Origin of the sequence: Streptomyces sp. NPDC051286 (assembly GCF_044455345.1) — a bacterium.
In the GTDB taxonomy this organism is placed as follows: Bacteria; Actinomycetota; Actinomycetes; order Streptomycetales; family Streptomycetaceae; genus Streptomyces.
Map to the genome: position 1 here is coordinate 53,917 of NZ_JBITER010000001.1, position 22,395 is coordinate 76,311.

14 protein-coding genes and 1 pseudogene are annotated in these 22,395 nt (G+C 70.2%); 9 read left to right on the forward strand and 6 right to left on the reverse strand.

The window, feature by feature from the left end; genetic code table 11:
- Positions 1-166 precede the first annotated feature (166 nt).
- Positions 167-4,903, reverse strand: coding sequence for an aminotransferase class I/II-fold pyridoxal phosphate-dependent enzyme (locus ACIBB8_RS00215; protein ID WP_398948143.1), 4,737 nt, complete (start codon positions 4,901-4,903; stop codon positions 167-169).
- A 47-nt stretch (positions 4,904-4,950) separates the two neighbouring features.
- Positions 4,951-5,271: a hypothetical protein gene (locus ACIBB8_RS00220; protein ID WP_398948144.1), complete on the reverse strand. Its 321-nt coding sequence runs from the start codon at positions 5,269-5,271 to the stop codon at positions 4,951-4,953.
- A gap of 417 nt (positions 5,272-5,688) precedes the next feature.
- Between ACIBB8_RS00220 and ACIBB8_RS00225 the strand changes: the two genes are divergently transcribed.
- The 4 genes from ACIBB8_RS00225 to ACIBB8_RS00240 all read left to right on the forward strand — a co-directional run bounded on the left by ACIBB8_RS00225 (position 5,689) and on the right by ACIBB8_RS00240 (position 11,578).
- Positions 5,689-7,965: an MMPL family transporter gene (locus ACIBB8_RS00225; protein ID WP_398948145.1), complete on the forward strand. Its 2,277-nt coding sequence runs from the start codon at positions 5,689-5,691 to the stop codon at positions 7,963-7,965.
- Positions 7,962-8,972 carry a hypothetical protein gene (locus ACIBB8_RS00230; protein WP_398948146.1) on the forward strand — a complete coding sequence of 337 codons (1,011 nt, stop codon included), beginning with the start codon at positions 7,962-7,964 and terminating at the stop codon, positions 8,970-8,972. The genes ACIBB8_RS00225 and ACIBB8_RS00230 overlap by 4 nt, the downstream gene beginning before the upstream one ends.
- A 288-nt stretch (positions 8,973-9,260) precedes the next feature.
- The gene (locus ACIBB8_RS00235; protein ID WP_398948147.1) at positions 9,261-10,214 is read left to right on the forward strand and encodes an IclR family transcriptional regulator; all 954 of its coding nucleotides are present in this window, start codon (positions 9,261-9,263) and stop codon (positions 10,212-10,214) included.
- Positions 10,215-10,309: 95 nt separating this feature from the next.
- On the forward strand, positions 10,310-11,578 hold the full coding sequence (locus tag ACIBB8_RS00240) for a beta-ketoacyl-[acyl-carrier-protein] synthase family protein (RefSeq protein ID WP_398948148.1): 1,269 nt from the start codon (positions 10,310-10,312) through the stop codon (positions 11,576-11,578).
- Positions 11,579-11,684: 106 nt separating this feature from the next.
- Here ACIBB8_RS00240 and ACIBB8_RS00245 read toward each other — a convergent pair whose 3' ends face one another.
- From ACIBB8_RS00245 to ACIBB8_RS00260, 4 genes are all read right to left on the reverse strand, one after another.
- Positions 11,685-12,122, reverse strand: a complete 438-nt coding sequence (locus ACIBB8_RS00245; protein ID WP_366689607.1) for a transcriptional repressor — start codon at positions 12,120-12,122, stop codon at positions 11,685-11,687.
- Between the two features lie 65 nt (positions 12,123-12,187).
- Entirely contained in the window at positions 12,188-13,096 is a 909-nt protein-coding gene (locus ACIBB8_RS00250; RefSeq protein WP_398948149.1) for a metal ABC transporter permease, read from the reverse strand.
- Between the two features lie 2 nt (positions 13,097-13,098).
- Positions 13,099-13,881 (reverse strand): metal ABC transporter ATP-binding protein, encoded by a 783-nt coding sequence (locus tag ACIBB8_RS00255; protein WP_398948150.1) that lies wholly within the window; start codon positions 13,879-13,881, stop codon positions 13,099-13,101.
- Between the two features lie 38 nt (positions 13,882-13,919).
- Positions 13,920-14,885 (reverse strand): metal ABC transporter substrate-binding protein, encoded by a 966-nt coding sequence (locus ACIBB8_RS00260; protein ID WP_398948151.1) that lies wholly within the window; start codon positions 14,883-14,885, stop codon positions 13,920-13,922.
- A gap of 208 nt (positions 14,886-15,093) precedes the next feature.
- Between ACIBB8_RS00260 and ACIBB8_RS00265 the strand changes: the two genes are divergently transcribed.
- The 5 genes and pseudogenes from ACIBB8_RS00265 (at position 15,094) to ppdK (ending at position 22,260) form a co-directional block, all read left to right on the forward strand.
- On the forward strand, positions 15,094-16,476 hold the full coding sequence (locus ACIBB8_RS00265; protein WP_398948152.1) for a glycine--tRNA ligase: 1,383 nt from the start codon (positions 15,094-15,096) through the stop codon (positions 16,474-16,476).
- Between the two features lie 101 nt (positions 16,477-16,577).
- A pseudogene (locus ACIBB8_RS00270) lies at positions 16,578-16,783 on the forward strand (hypothetical protein).
- 232 nt (positions 16,784-17,015) lie between these two features.
- On the forward strand, positions 17,016-17,246 hold the full coding sequence (locus ACIBB8_RS00275; RefSeq protein WP_398948698.1) for a DUF6243 family protein: 231 nt from the start codon (positions 17,016-17,018) through the stop codon (positions 17,244-17,246).
- Positions 17,247-17,599: 353 nt separating this feature from the next.
- Positions 17,600-18,748, forward strand: coding sequence for a tRNA dihydrouridine synthase DusB (gene dusB, locus ACIBB8_RS00280; RefSeq protein ID WP_398948153.1), 1,149 nt, complete (start codon positions 17,600-17,602; stop codon positions 18,746-18,748).
- 773 nt (positions 18,749-19,521) lie between these two features.
- A complete protein-coding gene (gene ppdK / locus ACIBB8_RS00285) occupies positions 19,522-22,260 on the forward strand; it encodes a pyruvate, phosphate dikinase (protein WP_398948154.1) in 2,739 nt (912 codons plus the stop codon).
- Positions 22,261-22,395: the final 135 nt, after the last annotated feature.

Here is a 22,395-nt window from a genome sequence, read left to right on the forward strand (position 1 = left end):
CCTCCGGGCCCGCCGCGCCGGGGGGCCCCCCCCCCCCCCCCCCCCCCGGGGGGTCCCCCCGGGGGGGCCCCCCCCCCCCCCCGGGGGGCCCCCCCCCCCCCCTGCTCCGTGCGCCGACGAGGACGCTGACGGTTCAGGACGCCGGCGGGGTCAGGATGCCGACGGGTCAGGCCAGCTTCGCCAGCTCCTCGGCCATGACCTTCACCGTGTACTCGATCTGCTCCTCGGTGTGCTCGGAGGTGATGAAGAACCGGAGCCGGGCCAGCCGCTCCTCGACCGCCGGGTGCAGGATCGGGTTGGCGCTGATGCCGCGCTGGTAGAGCCGGTCGGCGAGCTTGAGGGCCTTCTCCGAGTCGCCGGTGATGCACGGCACGACCGGCGTGCCCTCGCTGGTACCGACGTCGATCCCGGCCGCCGCGGAGAGCCGCAGGAACAGGGCCGAGCGCTGGTGGAGCCGGTCGAGCCGCTCGGGCTCCTCCTGGATCACCCGCAGCGCGGCCAAGGAGGCGGCGGTGTTCGGCGGGGTGAGGCCGGCGCTGTAGATGAAGCCGGGGAGGGTGTAGCGGAAGTGCTCGATCAGCTCGTGCCGGCCGGCCACGTAACCGCCGCAGCTCGCCAGTGACTTGGACAGGGTGCCCATCCACACGTCGACGTCGTCGGCGTCGACGCCCCAGTGCTGGCCGATGCCGCCACCGGTCTTGCCCAGCACGCCGATGCTGTGGGCCTCGTCCACCATCAACAGCGCCGCGTGCCGCTGCTTGACGGCGATCAGGGCGGGCAGGTCGGCGATGTCGCCGTCCATGCTGTACACGCCCTCGACCACGATCAGCACCCGGCGGTAGCGGTCGCGCACCTGGTGCAGGATCCGGTCCAGAGCGGCGATGTCGTTGTGCGGGAAGGGCTGGCGGCTCGCCCCCGACAGACGGCAGCCCTGGATGATGCTGTCGTGCGCGAGCGCGTCGTGGAGGATCAGGTCCTCGGGGCCCACCAGGTGGCCGATGACGGTGACGTTGGTGGCATGGCCGCTGACCAGCGTGACCGCGTCCTGGGCGCCGACGAGGCGGGCGAGGCCCTGGTCGAGTTCCTCGTGCAGTGGACGGTTGCCGGACAGGATGCGGGCGGCCGAGACCGAGCTGCCGTACTGCTTGACCGCCTTGGTCACGGCCTTGACGACGGTCGGGTGGCCGGACAGGCCCAGGTAGTTGTAGCTGGAGAACGAGATCAGCTCGGTGCCCTCGACCCGGGTGACGTCCCGGATCGTGCCCTCGTGCGGAAGGTAGTAGGGGTTGCGGACTCCGAAGCGCTCGTACATGCGTGAGCGTTCGAGCGTGGCGACGACTTCGGGCAGGGCCCTGACATCACCGGTCGCGGTGCGGTCCGGTGCGGGGACGGCCTCGGTGCGGGGCGCGGGCACGGAGGGTACGGCGGGGACCTCGGTGGGTACCGGCATCGGGGCGGGGGTGGTGGTGGGGGCGGTACCGAGGAGCTCCTGGACCGTCGTGATCAGCTCGCCGACGGTGCTGATCCTCACCACGTCCGAGGCCCGCACCTCGATGTCCGGCCACTGCCTGCGCAGGCCCGCGGCGAGCTCGGCGAGCATGATCGAGTCGAAGCCGAGGTCGGTGGCGAACACGTGCTCCGGCTGCAGGAAGTCCTCGGAGTACGCGCTGACCTTGGCTATCGCGGAGAGTACACGGGATGTCACCACGTCCGCCGGGTCGGCGGTCGCGGGCGCGTGGGCCGTGAGGACGTCGGCCGGTGGCACCGGGACGGGGACCGGACGCGCAGCTGCGGTCACAGTCGCCGGCGCACCGTTCGGTACCGGGCCGTCGACCGCGACGGCGCCGACCGACTGCAGCAGATCGACCTGGGCGTGGAGGAACGAGATAAGGCTGCTCATGCTCGATTCACCGTTCGAGTGGGTGGAGGCGGCGGACGTGTGGTTGGTCGTGGAGCTGTACGGCACGGCGGCCGTGGGCGCGACGACGACCGGAGCCGGGGCCGTGACGGCGGCCGCAGAGGCCACGGAGGCGGCAGGGGTGACAGAGGAGGCCAGGGCGGCAGGGGCCGGAGTGTCGGGGCGCGGGGCGTCGGTGGTCCGTTTCCGGCCCGTTCCCTTGAGGATCGTGAAGGACGAGGTCTCCAGGGGCGACGCCGGAAGCGACAGCAGCGGCGGGGCGTCGGCCGGGAAGAGCGGGGCGGGATCCACCGGCACACCCGCCACCGCGAGCCTGCCCAGCGCCGTCAGGAAGGCCCGCGCGCCGTCCGGCCGGCTCGTGGTGAGCGGTACGACGTCCAGCATCTTGGCACCGGGGGTACGCCGAGCCATCCGAAGCAGCGAGTCGCCGCCGTAGATCTGAACCAGGAAACGCGCCCCGGCGTCCGCCACCGATGTGACGGCCTCACTGAAGCGCACGGGGACGCTGTTGTGCCGGCTCCACAGGTCCCGGATCTCCTGCGGCTGGTTGCACACCCGGCCGCCGACACCGGAGACGAAGGTACGGGCGGGCGCCACGAGCGGCAGGGCCGCGATGCGATGGGTCACCGCCTCGTCGGCCGCGGCCACCAGCGGCGAGTGGAAGGCGTGCGACACCCGCAGCCGCACCGCGGCTACGCCGCGTTCCGCGCAGCGCTCGCGCAGCTGCTCCACGGCCGCCTCGCCGCCGCTGAACACCAGCTGGTGCTCGTGGTTGTAGCAGGCGGGCCAGACCCCGTCCACGTCGGCGGCGAGCTTCTCCGCCTTCTCGTGCGTCGCCTGCACGGCGAGCATCACGCCGGTTCCGGCCGGTACGGCGGCGGCGAGTGCCGCGCCCCGCCGGGCCATGAACCGGACCGTCTCGTCCGCTGCGATCGCGCCGGCCGCGGCCGCCGCCGGGAACTCGCCGACGCTGTGCCCGACGGTGAGGGAGGGGACGACGCCGCAGGCGGCCAGCAGCTCGGTGGTGGCGACTGCGGTGATGCCGAGCGCGGGCTGGCACAGGTCCGTGAGCGTGAGGGCCGCCATCGCCTCGGCGTCGTCGGGCCCGTGCTGCCCCCAGAGCAGGTCGGGCAGTCGCGCGGGGAGCTCCGCCGACTCCTCGGCGGTCAGGGCGGTCAGTTCCTCGGCGCGCCGGGCCGACGCCGGGAAACGCCGGACCAGGTCGGCGAGCATCCCCGGCTGCTGCGCCCCCTGCCCGGGGAAGGCGAAGGCGATCTTTCGCTCCGCCTCGGGCAGCGGCTTGGCCGCGGCGTGGATGCCGGGGGCCAGCTCGCCGATGGCGCCCTCGTCCAGCCGCCGGGCGGCCAGGTCGAGCCGGTCGAGGAGCTCCTGGCGCGTGGCGGCGGCGAACGACAGCCGGGCGGTGAGCAGCTCGCGGCCGGCCAGGGTGCGGGCCACCGCGGCGGGCTGCGCGGCGGACGCGATGACGGCGTCCCGGATCTTCCGGGCGTGCTGGGCCAGTTGAGGCATCGAACCGGCGGACAGGAGGAACAGCCACGGCTCGTCCTCCCGTTCGGGCCGCTCCGGGGCGGGATCGGCCCCGGACTTCGGGAGCGGCGCGCCTTCGAGGACGGCGTGGACGTTCGTGCCGCCGAAGCCGAACGAGCTGACCCCAGCCCGGCGCAGCTCGCCCCGCGGCCACTCCTGCGGCGCGGTGGCCAGGCGCAGCCCCGACTCGTCGAGCCGCAGCTCGGGGCTGGCGCGGTGCTCGGCGGGCTGCGGCGGTACGACACCGTGATGCAGGGCCAGGGCGGCCCGTACGAGGCCCGCCGCGCCGGCCGCGGAGAGGGTGTGGCCGATCAGGGCCTTGGACGAGGAGACGTAGCAGGGCCGGGTCTGGCCCGCCTCGTCGCGCAGCAGGCGCATCGCCTCCATCTCGGTGCGGTCGCCGACCGGCGTGCCGGTGCCGTGGGCCTCCAGCAGGTCGATCGCCCCGGGGGCCACTCCGGCGTCCCGGTAGGCGGCGCGCAGCGCGGCCAGCTGCCCCTGGGCCTGCGGCGTCATCGGGCCGCCGCCGCGCCCGTCGTTGGCAGTGCCGACGCCGCTCACGACGGCGTAGACGCGGTCGCCGGCCGCCAGGGCGTCCGCCAGCGGACGGAGCACCAGCACACCGCCGCCCTCGCCGAGCACGAAGCCGTCCGCCCGCTCGTCGAACGGCCGGCACACGCCGTCCCGGGAGAGCGCGCCGGCCCGGGAGAAGCCGATCATCGCGTTGGGTGTCAGGTTGACGAAGACCCCGCCGACGAGTGCCACCGAGCACCCGCCCGACCGCAGGCTCCGTACCGCCGTGTCCAGTGCCACAAGCGCCGACGAGCAGGCCGCGTCGACGGCGTACGAGGGACCGCCGAGGTCGAACACCTCGCTCACGGCGGCCGGCACCATGTTGCCGATGACGCCGGCGATGGAGAACGGCCCCACGGGCATGACCGCCGACCCGGCGGCCTCTTCCAGGCCGGCCAGGAGTTCGGGGTCGTCCTCGCCGAGGTGAAACGAACCGTCCGCGAGGAGCCTGGCGTTGATCCGCGCGAAGGTCGCGTCGCGGTAGTCGATCGAGGACACCCCGGCGAACACGCCGGTCGTCGCGCGGTCGAAGGAGCCCCGCTCCCAGCCGGCGTCCTGCAGGGCCTCCCGGGCGAGGTCGACGAAGAGGCGTTGCTGGGGGTCCATGGCCCTCGCCCGGCGCGGTGGCACGCCGTAGTGGGACGGGGCGAACTGGTCGATGGCGGGGAGGAAGGCCACCCGGTCGGTGTACGTACTGTGCGACTCCCGGAAATCGCCTGGTCTGTGGTACTTGGAGTGATCCCAGCGGGATTCGGGCACCCCCGCGAACTGAGGCTCGGCGTTGATGGTCATCTGCCAGAACTCGTTGAGGTTCCCGGCGCCGGGAAAGCGGCACGACATGCCGACGATGGCTATACCAGTCACAGCTGCTGATACCCCGATCCGATAGTGACGGATTGCATGACGCGGCGTCAGAAGTGGACGAAATGACAGGTCGTGCCGAGCCGGCCGGGCAACGGGCGGCCCGGCAGGCCGTGGTGATGGAGCGTCTTGATCTGGCTGTACGTCAACTTCGCGCTGCTCCGCCAGAGTTCTGCAAGCGAGGAGGGCAGGCGGCGCATCTTTTCACTCAGCGGAATGAACATGACTTGAAGGGGCGGGTTTCGATCTTCCGTCACGCGTGTCTCGCGGATGTCCGTACGGTTTCGCCGCCCGGCGGCCCGGCCCGCTGCCGCCCTGGCCGGCCGGCTGTCGCGATTCGGGAAGTAGTAGTGGGCGGCCGACGATGCCATGCGCGGCTCGCGGGCCGCCGCCCGTAGGGGCAGCCGCGCCGCTCGCTCCGTGGCGAGCCGGCGCCCGGCCTCCTGCTGATGGCCGCGCCGACCTCGCCGCGGGCCCTTTCTCCGGCTCCTCGGATCCCGCTCATGGCCTCAGGTTTGCCTCGTGGTCACTGATTGGATCGCTGGTCCATGATCAGAGCATTGCTCTTGGATCAGTGTTCACTGAATGGTCACACTGATTCACATCCAGATCGGTGCTCTCGAATGGGAGCATCATTCCGACTCGGGTCGGTCCATCGACAGGCGTGCCCTGCAGAGGACGAGCCGTGCTCCTCGACGCAACGCCCAGTACCGATGAAGCCCGACAGTGCCAAGCAGAGCCCGGACAGGCATCGGACGAACCGTCAGAGAAGAACGAAAGGACCTCCCATGGTGACCACTTCGGTGCCACCCCAAAGCGGTCGGCAGAGCCGACGCGGCCCGTGGTTCACCCTGCTCGCAGGGCTGCTGTTCCTGATCATCACCGGCGCGGCCGGCGCAGGCGTACTCGAAAACCTCAAGTCCGGCGGGTTCGACAACCCCGACTCCGACTCCGTGGCCGCCGCCTCGGCGCTGGAGCACTCCTTCCCGGAGAGCCAGCCCAACATGGTGGTCATGATCAAGGACGCCGAGGGCGGGGTCGACAGCGCCGCAGCGCGCGCCGCCGCCAATCGGGTCACCAAGACGATCGGCGACGGCTCCGGAGCCCGGATCGTCTCCTCGTACTTCGCCACCCACGACCCGTCTCTGCGCACCGACGACGCGGGACTGGTCCTGGTCCGGGTCGACGGTGACGAGAACGAAAGCCTCAAGACCACCAAGAAGCTCCACGAGGACCTGTCCGACCCGGACGGCGACGTGGCGGTGTCCTTCGGCGGCATCAACGCCGTCAACAACGACATGAACACACAGATCGAGAAGGACATCGTCGCCGCGGAGTCCATCGCGATCCCGCTGACGCTGCTGCTGCTCGTTCTCGTGTTCCGCGGCGTGATCGCGGCGCTGCTCCCGCTGGTGCTCGCGCTGCTCACCGTGGTCGGTTCCATGGGCATTCTCAACGTCCTCTCCCGGTTCACCGACGTCTCGGTCTTCGGGGTGAACCTCATCACCGCGCTCGGCCTCGGTCTCGCGGTCGACTACAGCCTGCTGATCGTCACCCGCTACCGCGAGGAACGCGCCGCCGGCCGCAGCAACGCCGACGCCCTCCGCGTCACCCGCGCGACCGCGGGCCGCACCGTGTTCGTCAGCGGTGGCGTCGTCGGTGCCGCCCTCGCCACGCTGCTGGTCTTCGACCAGTACTTCCTGCGCTCCTTCGCCTTCGCCGGCATTTCGGTGGTCCTGCTGTCCGTCGGTGGCGCCCTCCTGCTGCTGCCCCCGGCCCTCACGCTGCTCGGCGACAGGATCGACGCCCTGGGCTGGGCCCGGCGGACCGCGCCCCGCCCCGCCGCGAACACCACCTGGGGCCGCATCGCCGGTCTCGCGTTCCGCCGGCCGCTGCTGCTCGCCATGCCCGTCGTCATTCTGCTGATCGGCATCGCACTGCCCTTCGGGCACTCGCAGTTCGGCGTCCCCGACGAGCGGGTGCTGCCGAAGGGCAGCGAGAGCCGGGTCGTGGCCGAGGCGCTGCGCAAGGACTTCGGCACCGGCGACGAGCACGCGCTCAACGTGGTCGCCCAGAACTGGAAGGGCACCGACGCGGACCTCGCGACGTACGCCACCGCGCTGTCCCGGACGGACCAGGTGACCAAGGTCGTCAGCGCCGCGGGCGTCTTCGAGAAGGGGGCCAAGGCCGCCCCCATGCCGGAGGCCCAGGCGGCCCGTTACGACAACGGCACCGCGACCTGGCTCCAGGTCCAGACGGACGTGGCCCCGTACTCCTCCGAGGGATCCCAACTCGCCCACGACGTAAGGAACATCGCCCCCCCGGCCGGCAACCGCGTGCTCGTCGGCGGTCAGGCGGCTCAGGTCGCCGACATCAACGAGTCCATCGCCGACAAGCTGCCGATCGCCCTCGTCCTGATCGTGGTCTTCAGCCTTCTGTTCCTGTTCCTGCTCACCGGCAGCGTGGTCCAGCCGATCAGGGCACTGCTGCTCAACCTGCTCAGCCTGGGCTCGATCCTCGGCGTGACGGTCTGGATCTTCCAGGACGGCAACCTCTCCGGCGTCCTCGGCTTCACCCCCTCGCCGCTGGCGGTCTCCATGCCGGTCCTGGTCTTCTGCATCGCCTTCGGACTGTCGATGGACTACGAAGTCTTCTTGATCTCCCGGATCAAGGAGCACTACGAGCGCACCGGCGACCTGGCCACCGCCGTCCGCGACGGCCTCGGCGCGAGCGGGCCGGTGATCACCGCTGCCGCGGCCATCCTCGCGGTCTCCTTCTTCGCGATGCTCACCTCCGGCGTCTCCCTGATCAAGCTGTACGGCGCCGCTACGGGCCTGGCGATCCTCATCGACGCCGTCCTGGTGCGCGGCGCGCTCGTACCGGCATCGCTGCGGGCCACCGGCCGCATCAGCTGGTGGGCCCCCTCCTGGCTGCGGAGCGTCCACGGGCGCTTCGGCATCCGGGAGTCGGCCGGGGAAACGGCCCCCGCCACCACAGGCCCGACCACCGGGGCGGACACCGCCGCGGCCGAGGAGCGGCGTCACAAGGAAGGAGCCAGAGCATGACGAGTCCCGAGAAGACGACCACGTTCCTGGACCGGCTGAGCGAGGTCGCCACCCAGGCCTCCCGGGCGGCGAACGCGCACAACACCCAACCCTGGGAGCTCCGCCAGGGCACCGACCACGTCGAGGTCGGCTGGCGCGCCGAGGACGCGCTGGGGCCGAGCGACCCGGCCCACCGCGACCTGCGGCTGTCGCTGGGCACGTACGTGGAGAGCCTGCTCATCGCCGCGGCCGAGAAGGGCATCTCCGTCGGCTTCGAGCTCGACCTCGACATCACGGCCCGCCGCGTGGGCCGGCTGCGGCCGGCCGAGCGTCCCTACGACACCGGCTTCCGGGCGTCCGACATCGCCGGCCGCCGGGTCTGGCGCGGCGCCTGGACCCCGCAGCAGATCGACCCGGAGGTGATCGAGGCCGCGCGGGAAACCGCCCGCACGGCGGGCTTCCGGGTGGCCGCGATCAGCACGGCCGCGGCCAGGCCGCTGCTCGTCCGCGCCTACCACTGGTTCTTCGGCGACCCCGGAATCGCCGCCGAACTCATGGCATGGACCCGGCTGAGCCCCCGTCACCCCAAGTACGACCGCGACGGTCTGAACGACGTCATGCTGGTACTGAACCGGGTGGAGCGCTTCCTCATGGGGCTGCTCTTCTCCCCGGCCGTCTACCGGGCGCTGCGCCCGCTGGGGCTGCCTCGTCTCCTCACCCCGCTCTCCTCCGGCGCGACCGCCGGTGACGGCGTCGTCCTGGTGATCCTGGGCAAGGGCGAGGACCCGGCTCAGGAGGTGACGGCCGGACGCCTGGTCACCCGCCTCTGGCTGGACCTCTTCCGGCAGGGGATCTACGTCCACCCCCAGAGCCACGTCATCGACTGCCCGCACACGGTCGGGGACCTGGCCGCCCTGTGCGGGGCCGAGGACGGCGAACGCCCGCTGGTCTTCTTCAGAGTGGGCATCCCCGCGGTCGACCCCTCCCTGCGCCCCCGGCACCCGCGCCGCGACCTGCCGCCGCAGTGACCCGGCACGGCCGCGTGGCCGGGCTTTGACGCCCCGTCACGCGGCCTGTGCGGCAACCGGGGTGACGGTCGGTCCGGAGACGGCCGGCCCCTGGCGACCACCCGCCCGTCGCACGACGGCGCTCATGCCGTCGCCGCCGACGGGCGGGTGACGTGCTTGTTAGGGCACTGGCTTCCTCCGTGTCATCGAAGCGACCTTCACAATTGCTCCATACCTGTGAGGATCTTGCTCGTCTCATCGGGGGATCGCAGTGCACAAAGATGCACCAGGCGAAAGCGAGGCCTACGGATGGAAATCCGCAGCACCACGGAAAACCGCTCGGTTGTCGAGCGCGCCTTCAGTGTTCTCGGTGTCTTCAGCGGTCGGGACCACTCGCTGTCGGTGAGCGATATCAGCCGCCTCTCCGGCCTTCCCGTGGCGACGGCACACCGCATGGCGACCAAGCTCGTCTCCCTGGGAGTGCTGGAGCGGGGGGAGGGGGGTAAATACACCATCGGGCTGAGGCTGTGGGAACTGGCCGCGCACGCGCCGCGGCACCGCGCGCTGCGCGCCGCGGCGCTGCCGCACATGCTGCGACTCCACGAGAAGACGAAAGCAACGGTGAATCTCTCGGTCCGCGACGGCGCCGAGGGGATCTGGCTGGAGAGTCTCGGCTCGGGCGGACCGGTGCGTGTGGCACCGATGACCGTCGGCGACCGGTTCCCCCTGCACACCACGGCCTCGGGAAACGTCCTGTTCGCCTACGCGAGCCCCGACGCGCAGGAGGACATCCTGGCCCGCACGCTGACCCGGCACCCTGCAGGGGCAGTGCCCGACCCCCTGGTCCTGCGCAGGATCGTCAGCCAGGTCAGGCGCTCGGGCTACGCCGCAGGCGACTTCCGGACGGAGCGGTGCACCTTCGCGGCCGCCGCCCCGCTGCGGGACCGCGCCGGGGCCGTCGTCGCGTCCCTGTCCCTGGTGACGGATCTCGCCGGGGCCGGCGGACCGCAATGCGTCAGCCCCTTGCTGGCGACGGCCGTACGCATATCCCGGAAAATCGCCACCGCTCAGGACCGGGACGGCGGAATTCCGCACCAACGGGCACACGCTCAGGGGGAACGTTCCCTTCCACTCCGCACGTTCAGAGCCGCGGAATCGGCCACGGAATCAGCCATGGAATCGGCCGTGGAAGGCGCCGCGGTATCTGCCGTCGGAGCAGTCGTGGAAGGGGGCTTGGAAACCACGCTCATCCGCCATCCCTGACTATTCGATCGCCCCAGGACGCAGCGAGAAACAGAGCGAGCCGGAGCGGACCCGAGGCCGCGCAATTCCAGTTCAGACGTTGGAGACAGATTTCTGTGGAGAAGAAGAACCGCACCGTAGTGGTCACCGGCATGGGCGCGACCACGCCGCTCGGTGGCGACACCACCGCGACCTGGGACGCCCTGCTCGCCGGGCGCTCCGGCGTCCGACGGCTCGCGCACGAATGGGCCGAGGAACTCCCGGTGCGCATTGCCGCCGAGATCGCGGTGGAGCCCGCGGAGATCTTCCCGCCCGCCCAGGCGCGCAGGCTCGACCGCGCCGCCCAGTTCGCCCTCGTCGCGGCCCGCGAGGCGTGGGAGGACGCCGGGTTCAAGGGCCGGGCGGGAGACGACGAGCCAGTCGACCCCGACCGCCTCGGCGTCGTGGTCGCCACCGCGGTGGGCGGGGTGACGTCCATGTTCGAGCAGTACGACATCCTCAAGACGCAGGGGGCCCGCAAGGTCTCCCCGCACACGATCCCGATGATGATGCCCAACACCGCGTCGGCCCACATCAGCCTCGAAGTCGGTGCCCGCGCCGGGGTCCACACCTTCGCGAGCGCCTGCGCCTCCGGCGCCGAGGCCATCGGCTACGCCATCACCATGATCCGCAGCGGCCGCGCCGACGTCGTTGTCGCCGGCGGCACCGAGGCGGCGGTGCACCCGCTGAACTTCGCCGCCTTCGGCAACATGATGGCGATGTCCAAGAACAACGACGATCCGACCGGCGCCTCGCGCCCCTTCGACGCCGGGCGCGACGGTTTCGTCCTGGGCGAGGGCGCGGGCCTCGTCGTCCTGGAGTCCGCCGAGCACGCCGCCCGGCGCGGTGCCAGGGTCTACGCCGAGGCCCTCGGCGAAGGCGTCTCCTTCGACGGCCACCACATCACCCAGCCGGAGCCGACGGGCCGCGGCATATCCGCCGCGCTGCGGTCCCTGACGGACTCCACCGGCCTCGAGCCCGCCGAGATCGCGCACATCAACGCGCACGCCACCTCGACCCCGCTCGGCGACGTCGCCGAGATCAGGGCACTGCGCCAGGTCTTCGGCGACCACACCGACCACTTCGCGATATCGGCCACCAAGTCCATGACCGGGCACCTGATCGGCGGTGCGGGCGGCCTGGAGACGATCGCCACCGTGCTCGCCCTGCACCACAGGCTCGCCCCGCCGACCATCAACGTCGACGACCCCGACCCGGCGATCGACGCGGACGCCGACATCGTCCGTGGCGAGCCCCGCCCCCTGCCCGACGGACGGATCGCTGCGCTCAACAACTCCTTCGGCTTCGGCGGCCACAACGTGGTGCTGGCGTTCCGTACCGTGTGACGCTCCGGCGGCCACCGCCTGACGCACCGGCGCCCGTCATCACGACGCACGGGCGGGCGGCGCTCCTTCGAGCACCGCCCGCCGGTCCCGCGTACCGCAGGCCCGCTCAGCTCTCCGGCGGTGCCGCGCACTCCGCGCACGTCCCGAAGATTTCCACCGTGTGGGCCACGTTCACATACCCGTGCTGCGAAGCGATCGTCTCCGCCCACTGCTCCACCGCGGGACCCTCGACCTCGACCGCCTTACCGCAGACCCGGCACACCAGATGGTGGTGGTGCTCGCCGGTCGAGCAGCGCCGGTAGACGGACTCACCGTCCGTCGTACGCAGGACGTCCACCTCGCCCGCATCGGCGAGGGACTGCAGGGTGCGGTAGACGGTGGTCAGTCCGACCGAGTCACCGCGGTGCTTGAGTACGTCGTGCAGCTCCTGGGCGCTGCGGAACTCGTCCACCTCGTCGAGCGCCGCCGCCACCGCGGCCCGCTGCCGGGTCGACCGGCCGCGTACCGGGGCTGCGTTCGTTCCACTGATCGGCGCCGTCGCCACAGGTGCCTCCTCATGTCGCCCGTACATGTGTCGGGCCATTGTGCCAGCCCGCCCGTGCGCCGGGGTCAGACCCGGATGCCGTTCGTGGCGGGGCGGGCAGCCGGTACTTCCGGAGTCTCCCCTTCCAGGGTGCACTCCGCCGAGACCGCGTCGCTGCTGCGGGCGCGCCTTCTGGCCAGCGGCGTGGCGAGCAGGGTCAGCACGACGAAGACGCCGATGGCCAGCAGCACGATGGTCGCGCCGGGCGGTACGTCCTGGTAGTAGGAGGTCACGGTGCCGGCCAGGGTCACCGCCGTACCGATGACGACGGACAGCACGAACGTCACCTTGAAGGACTTCGAGATCTGCTGCGCCGCGGCGACCGGGACCACCATCAGCGCGCTGACCAGCAGCAGACCGACGACCCGCATCGCCACGGTGACGGTCACCGCCGCCGTGACCGCGATCAGCAGATTGAGTGCGCGCACCGGCAGTCCGGTGACCCGCGCGAACTCCTCGTCCTGACTGACCGCGAACAACTGCCGCCGCAGCCCCAGCGTCACCAGCAGCACGAAGGCGGCGAGCAGGCAGATCGCGGTGATGTCCTCGGACGAGACCGTGGAGAGGGAGCCGAAGAGGTACGAGGTGAGGTTGGCGTTGGAGCCGGTGTCGGAAAGATTGATCAGCAGCACACCGCCCGCCATACCGCCGTAGAAGAGCATGGCCAGCGCGATGTCGCCGCGCGTGCGTCCGTACCAGCGGACCAGTTCCATGACGATCGAGCCGACGACGGCGACGGCCGTGGCCATCCAGACCGGGCTGGTGGAGAGCAGGAAGCCGAGACCGACACCGGTCATCGCGATGTGGCCGATGCCGTCGCCCATCAGGGCCTGGCGGCGCTGCACGAGGTAGATGCCGACGGCGGGGGCGATGACGCCGACCAGTACGGCGGCGAGCAGGGCCCGCTGCATGAAGGGGGGCTGGAGAAATTCCATGATCAGGTCAGCAGTCCCGTCCGGACGGGCTCGGAAGCCGCATGGGGGTGTACATGGTCGTGGCCGGGCAGCGCGTGCTGGCCGACGGCCTTCGGGGGCGGCCCGTCATGCATCACACAGCCGTCGCGGAGGACGATCGCGCGGTCGATGAGGGGTTCCAGCGGGCCCAGCTCGTGCAGGACGAGCAGCACGGTGGTGCCGGCCGCCACCTGCTCGCGCAGTGTCTCGGCGAGGATCTCCTGGCTGGTCAGGTCGACGCCGGCCATGGGCTCGTCCATGATCAGCAGCTCGGGCTCGGCGGCGAGTGCCCGCGCGATCAGCACCCGCTGGTGCTGACCGCCGGAGAGCGCGCTCACCGAGTCCCCGGCCCGGTCGGCGAGGCCGACGAGCGCGATGGCGCGGTCGACGGCGGCCCGGTCCGCCTTGCGGAGCAGCCCCAGCTTCGTGCGGGACAGCCGCCCGGCGGAGACGACCTCGCGGATGGTGGCGGGAACCCCGCTGGCCGCCGTGGTGCGCTGCGGTACGTAGCCGATCCGTGCCCAGCTGCGGAAGCGGCGCAGGGGGGTGCCGAACAGCTCGACCGAGCCGCCGGTGAGCGGGACCTGGCCGATGACGGACCGGACGGCCGTGGACTTGCCGGAGCCGTTGGCGCCGAGCAGCGCGGCGACCTCGCCGCGGTGCACGGTGAGATCGATGCCACGCAGCACGGGGCGCGCGCCGAGAGTCGCGGTGGCACCGCGCAGGGCTATCACGGGGTCGGGCTGGGTGCTCTCGGGCTCGGGCATGAGCGCCTCCGATGCTGCTGTGGCGGGTGTTACGCGGGTCACTTCGCGCCGAGCGCCTTCTGGAGGGCGGCGAGGTTGGACTGCATGACCTCGAAGTAGTCAGCGCCCTTGGACTTGTCGGTGATTCCCTCGAGCGGGTCGAGGACGTCGGTCCTCAGGCCGGTGTCCGCCGCGACGGTCTTCGCGGTCTTGTCGCTGGCGAGGGTCTCGAAGAAGACCGTGGTGGCCTTGGTCTTCTTCGCGATGGTGTGGATCTCCTGGATCCGGGCGGGGCTGGGCTCGGCCTCGGGGTCGATGCCGGCGATGCCCTCCTGGACCAGGCCGTAGCGCTCGGCGAGGTAGCCGAAGGCGGAGTGGGTGGTGATGAACGTCTTGGTGGCGGTGTTCTTCAGGCCCGTCTCGTACGCCGTGTTCAGCGCATCGAGCCTCTTGACCAGGGCGTCCGTGTTCTTGCGGTAGTCCGCGGCGTGGCCGGGGTCGGTCTTCTCCAGGGACGCGCCGACGCCCTTGGCGACCTCGGCGTACTTCAGCGGGTCCAGCCAGATGTGCGGGTCGGCCCCGGCACCCTCGCCCTTGTGCTCGGAACCGTGCTCGTGGCCGTGCTCGTCGCCGCCGGTCTCGGTGCCGTGGTCCTCCAGCGTGGTCAGCTTCCCCGCGTCGACGCTGTGGGTCGACCCGGACAGCTTGATCGCGTCGTCGACGGCGGGCTGGATACCCTTGAGGTAGAGGATGTAGTCGGCGTCGCCGAGTCCGCCGATCTGCCGCGGACTGAGTTCCAGGTCATGCGGCTCGACGCCCGGCTTGGTCAGCGTGCTGACCGAGACGTGGGTCCCGCCGATCTCCTCGGCAAGGAACTGCATGGGATAGAACGACGCCACCACATTCAGCTTGTCGCCGGCCTTGCGGGCGGCGGCGTCCGACGGGGAGCAGGCGGAGAGGGCCGTGAGCCCGAGGACGACTGCTCCGGCGACGGCAGCGGTGGGTATGAGGCGGCGTATGTTCATGACAGTCATTTTCAACAAAACTGGAAACGATTGTCAACAAGCCTGATGGGACGCCCACTGGGTGAGCCGTCCGCGCACCGATTTGATCCGGAGGGCGTGCCCGCCGGTAATCTGAAGCATTCGCCCGCCCGTCTCCCGACCACCACCCCCCACCGAGGCGCTTCGCGCCACCCCTGTCCAATTTCGTCGTCGTAATGAAGAGAGCACCGTGGCCGCCGACAAGATCGACTCCATCGTCAGCCTGAGCAAGCGCCGTGGCTTCGTTTACCCCTGCAGTGAGATCTACGGTGGCCAGAAGGCCGCCTGGGACTACGGGCCGCTGGGCGTGGAGATGAAGGAGAACCTCAAGCGCCAGTGGTGGCGCTACATGGTTACTTCGCGCGAAGACGTGGTCGGTCTCGACTCGTCGGTCGTCCTCGCCCCCGAGGTGTGGGTCGCCTCCGGCCACGTCGCCACGTTCACCGACCCGCTGACCGAGTGCACCTCCTGTCACAAGCGCTTCCGCGCGGACCACCTGGAAGAGGCGTACGAGGAGAAGCACGGCAAGCCTCCGGTCAACGGGCTCGCCGACCTCAACTGCCCCAACTGCGGCAACAAGGGCACCTTCACCGAGCCCAAGCAGTTCTCGGGTCTGCTCTCCACGCACCTCGGCCCGACCCAGGACTCCGGTTCGGTCGCCTACCTGCGTCCCGAGACCGCGCAGGGCATCTTCACCAACTTCGGTCAGGTCCAGCAGACCTCGCGCAAGAAGCCGCCGTTCGGTATCGCGCAGATGGGCAAGTCCTTCCGGAACGAGATCACTCCGGGCAACTTCATCTTCCGGACCCGCGAGTTCGAGCAGATGGAGATGGAATTCTTCGTCAAGCCGGGCGAGGACGAGGAGTGGCACGAGTACTGGATGGAGCAGCGCTGGAACTGGTACACGGACCTGGGCCTGCGCGAGGAGAACATGCGCTGGTTCGAGCACCCGAGGGAGAAGCTCTCCCACTACTCCAAGCGCACCGCTGACATCGAGTACCGCTTCCGCTTCGGCGGCAGCGAGTGGGGCGAGCTGGAGGGCGTCGCCAACCGCACGGACTACGACCTCAAGGCCCACTCCGCCGCTTCCGGCACGGACCTGTCGTTCTTTGACCAGGAGGCCGGCGAACGCTGGACCCCGTACGTCATCGAGCCTGCGGCCGGTGTCGGACGTTCGATGCTCGCCTTCCTCCTCGACGCCTACATCGAGGACGAGGCGCCCAACGCCAAGGGCGTCATGGAGAAGCGCACCGTGATGCGCCTCGACCCGCGCCTCGCGCCGGTCAAGGTCGCGGTGCTGCCGCTGTCCCGCAACCCGCAGCTGTCGCCGAAGGCCAAGGGCCTCGCGACCGACCTGCGGAAGAACTGGAACATCGAGTTCGACGACGCGGGCGCCATCGGCCGCCGCTACCGCCGCCAGGACGAGATCGGTACGCCGTTCTGCGTCACCGTCGACTTCGACACCCTCGACGACAACGCGGTCACGGTGCGCGAGCGCGACACCATGAAGCAGGAGCGCGTCTCGCTGGACCAGATCCAGGCGTACCTCGGCGCCCGTCTGCTCGGCTGCTGACGCATCGCTGTTCCACCGCGAAGCCCCCGGTTCCCCGTACGGAACCGGGGGCTTCGTCGCACACCGGGCACCACGCGACCATGCGTCAACAGGAGGCTCGGATGCCGTCCATGACCACGAGCAAGGTCACCCGATGGGATCAGTGCACGGCCGTGGACATGTCGTCCATGTACGGAAGTCGGGGATGCAGCGGCAACTGAGCCGCGACACGTGCGACTGGCGCGAGGGCGTGCAGTTCCTGCCCTGGCTCAAGGCCGAGGAACACCTGACCCGGGCCCACCGGCCGACGATCGACCCGACGGCCTGAGGCCTCCGGCGCGGGGCGGCGGGGCAAGAAAACGGCACCGGCCGAAAACGGCACCGACCGGAATTCGGGTGCCGCACCTGGTCCGGCCGGGGTACGGTTCCCGCATGTCTTCGTTCTTCCAGATCTACGAGTGAGAGCGCGGTGGGCCCGACCGCCCGCCGCCCACCGGATCGATTCCAGGTCGCTCACGACCTCATGTCTCATGACGTCTCACCACGAATGGGAGAACTCCGTGGCCAAGAGCCGCAACAACCTTCTCGGTGTCGGCGGACAGCGCAAGAAGCTGTCCCGCGCCGATCAGCAGGGAGCGGGCAGCCCGCGTAACGCCGACCGCAGGACCGCGGACGACCGGAAGCAGGAGCTGCTGCGCAAGATGCGCGAGCGCGCCGGATCCGGGCAGGCCCCGGCGTCCGCCGATGCCGCGACGTCGACCCACGAGGGCGACTCCGCGAAGCAGAGCTGACGCCTCCTCGGCGCCCGTACGACTGTGGGCCCGGATCACGCCTGGCGATCCGGGCCCACACTCGTGCCCCGCTGGGTACGGCCAAAAGTGACGGGGGAGGCCCCGAACCATCACTTTGGTGGTGCGGGGGCCCCGCACACCGGCGCCGTACCCGGCGCCCCGGATCGCACGATCACCGTAGCCCGAACAGCCCAGGCCCCCGCACGCCCGGAAACCGACCCTCACACGGTCGAGTCAAACCGCCCTCGTGCGCACTCCCCGGCGAACAGCCGGCAACCCCTGGCTTGTGCGGTTGCCCGCTTCTCGCCCCGGCGCCCGCCGAAGCAGTTTCCGCCGTACGCGACAATGGAGCAATGACCACGCTCGCCCCCTCGCTCCCGCAGCTCCGGATCGGCCCGCACGCGGTGCAGCCGCCGGTGGTGCTCGCGCCCATGGCAGGTATCACCAACGCTCCGTTCCGCACCCTGTGCCGGGAGTTCTCCGGCGGCAAGGGGCTGTTCGTCAGCGAGATGATCACGACGCGGGCGCTGGTCGAGCGCAACGAGAAGACCATGCAGCTCATCCACTTCGACGCGAGCGAGACCCCGCGCTCGATCCAGCTGTACGGAGTGGACCCGGTCACGGTCGGCAAGGCCGTCCGCATGATCGTCGACGAGAACCTCGCCGACCACATCGACCTGAACTTCGGCTGTCCGGTCCCCAAGGTGACCCGCAAGGGAGGCGGCTCCGCGCTCCCGTTCAAGCGGCCGCTGCTGCGCGCGATCCTCCACGAGGCCGTGTCCAACGCGGGCGACCTGCCGGTCACCATCAAGATGCGCAAGGGCATCAACGACGACCACCTCACCTACCTCGACGCGGGCCGGATCGCGGTGGAGGAGGGCGTCACGGCCGTCGCCCTGCACGGCAGGACCGCCGCCCAGCACTACGGCGGCACCGCCGACTGGGACGCGATCGCCCGTCTCAAGGAGCACGTCCCGGAGATCCCGGTCCTCGGCAACGGCGACATCTGGTGTGCGGACGACGCCCGCCGGATGATGCGCGAGACCGGCTGCGACGGCGTGGTCGTGGGCCGCGGCTGCCTGGGGCGCCCGTGGCTCTTCGGTGACCTGGTGAGTGCCTTCGAGGGTACGGAGGCGAGGCAGGCGCCGACGCTCCGGGAGGTCGCGACGGTGATGCTGCGGCACGCGACGCTGCTGGGGGAGTGGATCGGCGACGAGACACGTGGCGTGATCGACTTCCGTAAGCATGTGGCCTGGTACCTCAAGGGCTTCTCGGTCGGCTCGGAGATGCGCAAGAAGCTGGCGATCACCTCGTCGCTGGACGAGCTGGGTGCGCAGCTGCACGAGCTCGACCTGGACCAGGCCTGGCCGGACGGGGCGGACGGGCCGCGCGGGCGCACGTCCGGCAACAACCGTGTGGTGCTGCCGGACGGCTGGCTGAAGGACCCCTACGACTGCTCCGGCGTGAGCGCGGAGGCCGAGCTCGACACCTCGGGCGGCTGAGAGCCTGTCGGGTGACGTCCGCCCGACCAGAGGGCGCCCGACAGGCTCTCAGAGCCTGTCGGGCGCCCTCTGATCGGGCGGCCACGCCCTGGCACGCACGCTTCCCGCGTTGCCGAAATGCCCTAGTAGCTCCGCTACGAGGACCTTCCAGCGCCTTGGAATCGCACGCACCAGACCGCGTCCGCTTTCCGATCGAAGGTCACCCGACAGGCTCTGAGGCACCGGGTGCCCTTGATCCACTCCCGCTCATCTGAGCGTCAATCCGGAGTGAATCGAGGGTGAATCGGGGGCGGACCGGATGGCGCGGGGCGCCGCGGCGTGCGAGGGCGATGCCCCGTCCGCATTTCCTTCGCGCTTCGCGGTCGGCTCATGACCGTGCGTGGCCTCGGAAGCGTCCGGATAGTGACATCTGAGCACGCGCTGGGGCGTGATTCTCGCCACCCCTGAGGGGTGCATTGCTCAGATGAGCGGGTTTTTGGGAACTGCACTTCTCAAATGATGGCACTCGGTGCCACCTATCCTTCACTTTGATCGATCAACACATCCACTACGCACCGTGTGTAATTCTCGCCATCAAGAGGGCTTTGGGTAGCGATGCGTTCAAGAAGTGAATGAATGCTTCGATGCGTGAGTCTGGAAAGAAACTTTCGATCTGCTGGCGGACGAGTGGTTAAGGCCGCATGACGCGCAAGTGGACGTACCCAGACACCTTCGATCTGGGTATGTTCCTCGCCGTCAGGGCAGCCACCCGCGTCCTCGAGGAGTCGAGACCCGTGTCGGAAAACAAAGATCTCCACGTATCCACCCCGGAGCTCCAGGGTCAGAAGTTCGTTTATGACTTCACCGAGGGCAACAAGGATCTGAAGGACCTTCTCGGCGGCAAGGGTGCCAACCTCGCCGAGATGACAAACCTCGGGTTGCCCGTCCCTCCGGGCTTCACGATCACCACCGAGGCGTGCAAGGTCTACCTCGGGAGTGGTGAGGAGCCGACGGCGCTCCGCGACGAGGTGAGTGCGCACCTCGACGCCCTGGAGAAGCAGATGGGCAAGAAGCTCGGCCAGGCTGATGACCCGCTGCTGGTCTCCGTCCGCTCCGGCGCGAAGTTCTCGATGCCCGGCATGATGGACACGGTTCTCAACATCGGCCTCTCCGACGAGTCCGTCGTCGGTCTCGCCGCCCAGGCCGGCGACGAGCGGTTCGCGTGGGACTCGTACCGCCGCCTCATCCAGATGTTCGGCAAGACCGTCCTCGGGGTCGACGGCGATCTCTTCGAGGAGGCGCTGGAGGCCGCGAAGGAGGCCAAGGGCGTCACCGTCGACGTGGATCTCGACGCGGCCGACCTGAAGAAGCTGGTCAAGCAGTTCAAGAAGATCGTCACGCGCGACGCCGGGCGTGACTTCCCGCAGGACCCGCGCGAGCAGATGGACCTGGCCATAAAGGCCGTCTTCGACTCGTGGAACACCGACCGCGCCAAGCTCTACCGCCGCCAGGAGCGCATCCCCGGCGACCTCGGCACGGCCGTCAACATCTGTTCGATGGTCTTCGGCAACCTCGGTCCCGACTCCGGTACGGGCGTCGCCTTCACCCGCGACCCGGCCAGCGGCCACGCGGGCGTGTACGGCGACTACCTGCAGAACGCGCAGGGCGAGGACGTCGTCGCGGGCATCCGCAACACCGTGCCGCTCGCCGATCTGGAGTCGATCGACAAGAAGTCGTACGACCAGCTGATGCAGATCATGCAGACCCTCGAAACGCACTACAAGGACCTGTGCGACATCGAGTTCACCATCGAGCGCGGCCAGCTGTGGATGCTCCAGACCCGGGTCGGCAAGCGCACCGCCGGTGCCGCGTTCCGGATCGCGACGCAGCTCGTCGACCAGGGGCTCATCGACGAGGCGGAGGCGCTCCAGCGCGTCAACGGGGCGCAGCTGGCGCAGCTGATGTTCCCGCGCTTCGACGAGGACGCGAAAACGGTGCTCCTCGGCCGTGGCATCGCTGCGTCGCCGGGCGCCGCGGTCGGCAAGGCGGTCTTCGACTCGTACACCGCGGTCAAGTGGTCCCGGTCGGGCGAGAAGGTCATCCTGATCCGCCGCGAGACCAACCCCGACGACCTCGACGGCATGATCGCCGCCGAGGGCATCCTGACCTCGCGCGGCGGCAAGACCTCGCACGCCGCCGTCGTCGCCCGTGGCATGGGCAAGACCTGTGTCTGCGGCGCCGAGGAGATCGAGGTCGACACCAAGCGGCGTCGGCTGACCGTCGGCGGGACCGTCGTCGAGGAGGGCGACATCGTCTCGGTCGACGGCTCCACCGGCAAGGTGTACCTCGGTGAGGTCCCCGTCGTGCCGTCCCCGGTCGTCGAGTACTTCGAGGGCCGGATGCACGCGGGCGCCGACGACGCCGACGAGCTGGTCGCCGCCGTGCACCGGATCATGGCGTACGCGGACCGGGTGCGCCGGCTGCGGGTGCGGGCCAACGCGGACAACGCCGAGGACGCGCTGCGGGCGCGGCGCTTCGGAGCCCAGGGCATCGGCCTGTGCCGCACCGAGCACATGTTCCTCGGCGAGCGCCGCGAGATGGTCGAGAAGCTGATCCTCGCGGACACCGACGACGAGCGTGAGGCCGCGCTCGCCGCGCTGCTGCCGCTCCAGAAGGCCGACTTCATCGAGCTGTTCGAGTCGATGGACGGGCTGCCCGTCACCGTGCGGCTGCTCGACCCGCCGCTGCACGAGTTCCTGCCCGACATCACCGAGCTGTCGGTACGGGTCGCACTCGCCGAGTCCCGCAAGGACGCGAACGAGAACGACCTGCGGCTGCTCCAGGCCGTGCACAAGCTGCACGAGCAGAACCCGATGCTCGGTCTGCGTGGCGTCCGGCTCGGTCTGGTCATCCCCGGTCTGTTCGCGATGCAGGTGCGGGCGATCGCCGAGGCGGCCGCCCACCGCAAGAACGCCAAGGGCGACCCGCGCGCCGAGATCATGATTCCGCTCGTCGGCACGGTCCAGGAGCTGGAGATCGTCCGCGAGGAGGCCGACCAGGTCATCGCCGAGGTCGAGGCAGCCACCGGCACCGAGCTGAAGCTGACGATCGGCACGATGATCGAGCTTCCGCGTGCCGCGCTGACCGCCGGTCAGATCGCCGAGGCCGCGCAGTTCTTCTCCTTCGGCACGAACGACCTGACCCAGACGGTGTGGGGCTTCTCCCGTGACGACGTGGAGGCCTCGTTCTTCACCGCGTACCTGGAGAAGGGCATCTTCGGGGTGTCGCCGTTCGAGACGATCGACAAGGACGGCGTCGGGTCGCTGGTCCGCAGCGCCGTCGCGGCCGGCCGGGCCACTCGCCCGGACCTGAAGCTCGGTGTCTGCGGCGAGCACGGCGGCGACCCGGATTCGGTGCACTTCTTCCACGAGGTGGGCCTCGACTACGTCTCCTGCTCGCCGTTCCGGATCCCTGTCGCGCGCCTGGAGGCAGGCCGGGCAGCGGCAGAGGCGAAGGGCAGCGACAGCCGCTGACCTGATCACCCGGACTCCGGGGCTGTCTTCGGCTCACCTCCACCCTCAACGACTCGACGACAGCTTCAGGCGGCCCTGAAGCGGCGGCACCCTGTGCGGGGTGCCGTCGCTTCGTCATGCCCGGATCCCGCGCTC